The organism is Thermoanaerobacter sp. A7A, from assembly GCF_000445185.1.
In the GTDB taxonomy this organism is placed as follows: domain Bacteria; phylum Bacillota; class Thermoanaerobacteria; order Thermoanaerobacterales; family Thermoanaerobacteraceae; genus Thermoanaerobacter.
Genome location: NZ_AVAF01000049.1, coordinates 1 through 5,550, shown reverse-complemented (window position 1 = coordinate 5,550; position 5,550 = coordinate 1). Strand labels below are relative to the sequence as shown.

Sequence of the window (5,550 nt, the reverse complement as noted above, 5' to 3'; positions counted from 1 at the left end):
CAACCAACGCTGCGACATTGAAAACAAAATAGATGAACTATATGAATTTTTATTTATCATTAGTTGTAGGTGTTTTGATTAGCCTAGGTGTAGGATATTTATACAAAATTATATCTGAATTTATTGGAAATAAAAAACGTAAAAAATAATTAAAAGATGGAAGTTATAATCAAAAATAGAAATTTTGATTTAGGTAATTTTTCTGAAAGAGGATTACAAGATATAACATCTGAGCAAGAACTTCAAGAAATAAATTGAGGTGCTTTGCCAATTCTTGCAGTGGCTGGGGCAGTAGCAGCAGTAGGAGGAGTAGTTTATCTAGGAATTCAAATTGGTGAATATGTAGGAAAAGCTATTTATTATGCTACACATCCATGATTTAAGCTATAATAAAAGTGGGAGGAGGTATAACAAAAAATGGAATTAATGAATGTTGTTGGATTTAATGAAATTTCTGAAAATGAATTGTATGATATTAACGGTGGAATAGCTCCTGTAGTTATAGCAGGTATTATAGTAGGGGGAGCTTTTGTGATAGGCTTAGGCATAGGAGCTTATGTAGGATATAAAGAAGCAGAAAGAGCAGATAGAAAATAATGAAAAGGTAGCACCTGTCAAGGGTAAAGGCTTTGTCCCAGCTAGCGCTGGCCCTTGAGAGAACCAATAGAAACTATGGAGGTAAAATAAATGGATGGTATCAATTTTTTGATGGAAAAATTAAATAATTTTCCTGTAATTAAGGTTTCTTTATTGTTTATAATAGTTGCTCTTGTAGTATTAAGTGGAATAAAAATAGGAGAAATAGTAGGAAAATTTGTATATTATATACTACACTAGATGTTTTAATAGCACAGTTAGTTGGGAAAGCACAATAATGCAGTATGGTCTTAAAATACCTATCTCGAAAATAAGAGAAACTGCAGGAACAGATAAACAGGTTACAAGTGCATAATATAAAATTTAAGTTTAAAAAATATTTAGAAATATTTTGAAACACTTAAAAATAGTTCTTTTACACAAAAAATAATAAAAAACTAAGTAAAGAGAGGAAATTTAAGCAAATAATAGCAAGCAGGAGCTAATTCAAAAAAAAAAAATGCAGAAATATGAAGTAATTTGAACTTTGACAAAGAAAGAGCAAAAAGTTAACCTAATAATGGAAGGTTTTCCAAATAGGAAAACATAAGCTGGCCGGCGGAAATAGAAAGGAGAGAAGGGATAGAGATGGAAGCTGTGATGGAAATGGATGGGTTTACAGAATTAAAAGAGAGTGATTTAATAACTGTTGATGGTGGTGGACCAGCGATTGCAATGTACCCTGTTGATTGGGGAGCTTTATGGAAAGAGGTACGTGGTGGTTTTATAACAGGAGCAGCTGGTGGTGCAGCAAAAGGTGATGTACGTTCTTCGTTAATTGGCGGAATAGTTGGAGCAATTGCTGGGGGAATAAAGTATTATTTTGATCATCCTTGGCTGACTTATCTTTTTATAGCGTAAATTTGTGAAAAAATCAGATATTGATTTGAGGGAATTGCGTATAAGATTATTTTGAAAATCTGCAATTCCCTTATAAATCTTTTTTAAAAACCATTAGCATAAATTATTATAAATAACGTTTAGTTTTAGTGCACTTTATAATTTGAACGATGTTATAGATTTGGATAAATTGGAAATAAAAATTGATTTATAAACCCATTTTCGTGTTAAAGTTGGAAGAATAAACTATTTAAATATAACTGATTATGGTTGCAAGTGACAAATTTTCAGTTTTATAATAATGATTTGTTATATTGGATATATAACTAGATGATGGTTTTTATTTTTTATATTTGAGGGAGTAGATAGTATGAAAAATGCTAATAAAAAAGATTCTTACATTCCTATGGTAATTTATGTAATAATTGCTGTAATACTTAGTAGTTGGTTAACTAAGAACATGTCTTCTTATGCATCGTTAATTGTGGCTGCTTTGGTTGGTTTAAGTATAGGATATTTATATAAAATTATCTCTGAATTTATTGAGAAAAAAAAAATAAATAATGATTTTTAAATAACAAAAGTAGCGGAATAACTTTTGTAATTATGAGAATAATAAGTGCATTTAATGATGATTTTGATAAATTATTGTATTAAAGAATGGAAGAAAAATAAAAAGCAACCCTATATTTTTCTATAGTTTGGAGTAAAAAAATACAAAAACTACAGAAAAACGTAGTAGTAGGTTTAGGAAAAACAAAAAAGAAAAGCGGGTTTTTTACATATCGTATAGTTGATAAAAAATTTGCCATGCATTGCAGGTTAAATAAATAGGCGAAAGCCGCGTTTTTAACTTACAGAAGAAAGGAGTGAAAGAGATGGAAGCTAATTTAAGTATGCTATGTTTAAACGAAGATGAGTTGCAAGAAATAAATGGTGGTAGCCCATGGGAAGCTGTTGGGAAATTTACACAGATACTATCAGTACTGGATGCAGCATATAACTTTGGCAAAGGATTTGTTGACGGATTTAAGGCAGCTTTTGATCGTGATAGGTAAGATATAGTTTAAAAAGTGATATTCTTTTGACGTGAAAATAATAATTAATAAAAAAGATGGAGGTGAATAATCATGATCCCAATGAAAGAAGAGGAATTAATAACTATAAATGGTGGCGATGACAACCTCCTATATAGGATTGGCTATGGAGTAGGGTATGGTGTTTATTATTTACTTAAAGGTGCTTCTTACATACAACCCAGCGCCTTTGAGATAATGAATAAATCAAGAGAAGAAGAAAGAAATAGAGAACTTTTATTGCAGGGTTGGACATAAGTGGGATTTTTTGGTAAAAAAGTAGTTAATAAGCGGTTTTCGCCTACTTTAAGTTTAAGCATAAGCAAAAATAAAGGAGTATTGCTTAATGAAGATTTATAGAAGAATTTACAATTATTTAAATAATCTTTCTGATTATTGGTATATTGTAATAATGGTAATACTTGTATGTTTTATAGATGTTTTAATAGGAATGTTGGCTATTATTTTTAATATAAATTTTAACGGACCTAAATTTGATATATCACCAATAGCAATGCTTATTTTAGCAGGAATAGTGGGTCCGATATTAGAAACATATTTATTTCAAGTTGTTTTACTTTATTTGTTAAGCAAAATAAATTATTTGAATAATAACAAAATACTACTTATAATAATTGCCTCAATGATCTTTGGGATAGGGCATCATTATAGTTTTAGTTATATAATTTTTGGATTTTTAGCAGGACTGATTTTTAATTATTCGTATTTAATCTATAAAAATAAAACGATGAGCTCATTTGCGATTGTTTTATCTATACATAGTATCTATAATATAATAATGATTGTTTTACATTATTTATTCATTAAGTAGCAAGGAAATTAAAGCTTTACTTTATAAATCTGCTCATAACTTTATCCGATGGTGTGGCAGAGTATAGAAGTACTTTCATTATTTATTTTAAATATTGGTGGTATATTTGTTAAAAAAAGTTAATATAAAAATACTTTGATGTTGATCATTATTCCATCTATTAATATTAATTTTTTGCTATGAAAAGTTAAAGGAGTATTTTAATGAATATATGTAAAAAAATTCATGACTATTTAAATAACCTTCCTGATTTATGTTATATTATAATAATGATAATATTTTCATATTTAATAGATAACTTAATGGTCTTGTTTGCCAATATTTCTAATATTGATTTTAGTGGACCGGAATTTAATATGTCACCAATATTAATGTTTATTTTAGTAGGAATAATAGGTCCATTAGTAGAAACATATCTTTTCCAAGTTGTTTTAATTTATTTTTTAAGCAAGATAAATTATTTGAACAATCACAAGATATTACTTATAATTGTGGCTTCAATAATCTTTGGAATATTGCATAGCTATAGTTTGTTGTACATTATTTCAACTTTTTTAGCGGGAGTAATTTTAAATTATTCATACTTGATTTATAAAAATAAAACGCTAAGTTCATTTGTAATTGTTTTATCTATTCATAGTATTCACAATATAATAAATGCATTATTATTGATAATTTTTAATTAAAACTTTTCGTACCATTTATTTGGGGTTTTTGGTTATAACTATTTATACTTATAATCAACAAGATTAATAGGTATAGGAGCGATTATTGATGAAGGGGTTGATTGGGCTGCTGTTTCAGCAGGTACAGGTATTATATTAGGGGCTGCAGCTTTAGCGGTTAATGGTGGACTTGCTTTTATACCTGTAGCTGTTATCTTGGGAGCTGGAGCATCAGGTGAGATTGCCCTTGCGAGTTTAACAGTTATCGCATCTGGTATAGGCGGTGCAACAATTGGCTATGGTTTTAGTCATTAATCTAATTGGACTTCGAGTTATCAGAAAGTCTATTTGCTGATAACTCGAAACTAAAGAAATGAGGTACGATAAAATGAGTTCTAAGAAAATGGAAAAAATATTGTTTTTTTTGACTTTTTTAATTTCTATAATTGCAGTTTTGTTTTCTTTGATATTTTTAATGGACTTATTGATTTCAGGTAATATTGCTAATACAAATATTATAGTGGTAATAGCTTTGATATTTGATCCATGTGTAATTTTAATATTAAATTATATAGTGTATACCAAGAATTACAAATATTCACCATTAAAACAACCTGATGAAGTGAAAGAAAAAATAATTATAGGATTTATATGGGGTATTTCCATATTAGTTTTGTTGACTATAGGTTTTTCTATAATGGGAATTTAATTTTAATTAGCGAACTTAAAAAATGTAATAAGTAGTATAATACACTCGTTAAACATAAAATAAATTTAAGAATAAAAGGTGGACATTCAAACTTTACATATACACAAAACAACCTAATATAAAAGATTGCGATGCAGCTTAATTTTTAAAATATCTATTATTAGTAAGTATTAAGATAGTTATAAAGAAATAGTTAAGATGAAAGAACCTAGTAAATTAGTTAATCCAATGAATAAATTAAGTAATTTAGAATATGCGGAACAATAAAATAGAACATCAGATCTAAAATAATAAAAAATTACCACCCATCAACGGTAAATGGTCTGTCCCAGTTGGTGTTGGTTCTTGAGAAAACCAATAGGACCTAATGAGAAGGGAAAATAAAAGGTTGGTATCAAATTTTTGATGGAAAAATTAAATAATTTTGCTGTAATTAAGGTTTCTTTGTTGTTTATACTAGTTGCTCTTGTAGTATTAAGTGAAATAAAAATAGGAGAAATAGTAGGAAAATTTGTATATTATATACTACACTAGATGTTTTAATAGCACAGTTAGTTGGGAAAGCACAATAATGCAGTATGGTCTTAAAATACCTATCTCGAAAATAAGAGAAACTGCAGGAACAGATAAACAGGTTACAAGTGCATAATATAAAATTTAAGTTTAAAAAATATTTAGAAATATTTTGAAACACTTAAAAATAGTTCTTTTACACAAAAAATAATAAAAAACTAAGTAAAGAGAGGAAATTTAAGCAAATAATAGCAAGCAGGAGCTAATTCAAAAAAAAAA

At 27.9% G+C, this 5,550-nt stretch carries 10 protein-coding genes; all 10 read left to right on the top strand.

Going from position 1 to position 5,550, the window contains the following annotated elements; all coding sequences use genetic code 11:
- Positions 1-417: 417 nt before the first annotated feature.
- The 10 genes from M663_RS0103120 to M663_RS15125 all read left to right on the top strand — a co-directional run bounded on the left by M663_RS0103120 (position 418) and on the right by M663_RS15125 (position 5,292).
- Positions 418-597 (top strand): class IIb bacteriocin, lactobin A/cerein 7B family, encoded by a 180-nt coding sequence (locus M663_RS0103120; RefSeq protein WP_003870880.1) that lies wholly within the window; start codon positions 418-420, stop codon positions 595-597.
- Positions 598-687: 90 nt separating this feature from the next.
- The gene (locus M663_RS15130; protein ID WP_273702607.1) at positions 688-837 is read left to right on the top strand and encodes a hypothetical protein; all 150 of its coding nucleotides are present in this window, start codon (positions 688-690) and stop codon (positions 835-837) included.
- A 387-nt stretch (positions 838-1,224) separates the two neighbouring features.
- Positions 1,225-1,497: a Blp family class II bacteriocin gene (locus M663_RS0103110; RefSeq protein ID WP_029687894.1), complete on the top strand. Its 273-nt coding sequence runs from the start codon at positions 1,225-1,227 to the stop codon at positions 1,495-1,497.
- Positions 1,498-1,846: 349 nt separating this feature from the next.
- Complete coding sequence (locus tag M663_RS0103105) at positions 1,847-2,050, top strand: hypothetical protein (protein WP_029687893.1); 204 nt, start codon at positions 1,847-1,849, stop codon at positions 2,048-2,050.
- A 304-nt stretch (positions 2,051-2,354) separates the two neighbouring features.
- Positions 2,355-2,534 (top strand): lactococcin G-beta/enterocin 1071B family bacteriocin, encoded by a 180-nt coding sequence (locus M663_RS0103100; RefSeq protein ID WP_029687892.1) that lies wholly within the window; start codon positions 2,355-2,357, stop codon positions 2,532-2,534.
- A 72-nt stretch (positions 2,535-2,606) separates the two neighbouring features.
- A complete protein-coding gene (locus M663_RS0103095; protein ID WP_029687891.1) occupies positions 2,607-2,810 on the top strand; it encodes a lactococcin G-alpha/enterocin 1071A family bacteriocin in 204 nt (67 codons plus the stop codon).
- A gap of 88 nt (positions 2,811-2,898) precedes the next feature.
- Positions 2,899-3,384, top strand: a complete 486-nt coding sequence (locus M663_RS0103085; protein WP_029687890.1) for a CPBP family intramembrane glutamic endopeptidase — start codon at positions 2,899-2,901, stop codon at positions 3,382-3,384.
- Positions 3,385-3,587: 203 nt separating this feature from the next.
- On the top strand, positions 3,588-4,070 hold the full coding sequence (locus M663_RS0103080; RefSeq protein ID WP_273702606.1) for a CPBP family intramembrane glutamic endopeptidase: 483 nt from the start codon (positions 3,588-3,590) through the stop codon (positions 4,068-4,070).
- Positions 4,071-4,437: 367 nt separating this feature from the next.
- Positions 4,438-4,758 carry a hypothetical protein gene (locus tag M663_RS0103070; protein WP_029687888.1) on the top strand — a complete coding sequence of 107 codons (321 nt, stop codon included), beginning with the start codon at positions 4,438-4,440 and terminating at the stop codon, positions 4,756-4,758.
- Between the two features lie 405 nt (positions 4,759-5,163).
- Positions 5,164-5,292: a hypothetical protein gene (locus M663_RS15125; protein ID WP_273702605.1), complete on the top strand. Its 129-nt coding sequence runs from the start codon at positions 5,164-5,166 to the stop codon at positions 5,290-5,292.
- Positions 5,293-5,550: the final 258 nt, after the last annotated feature.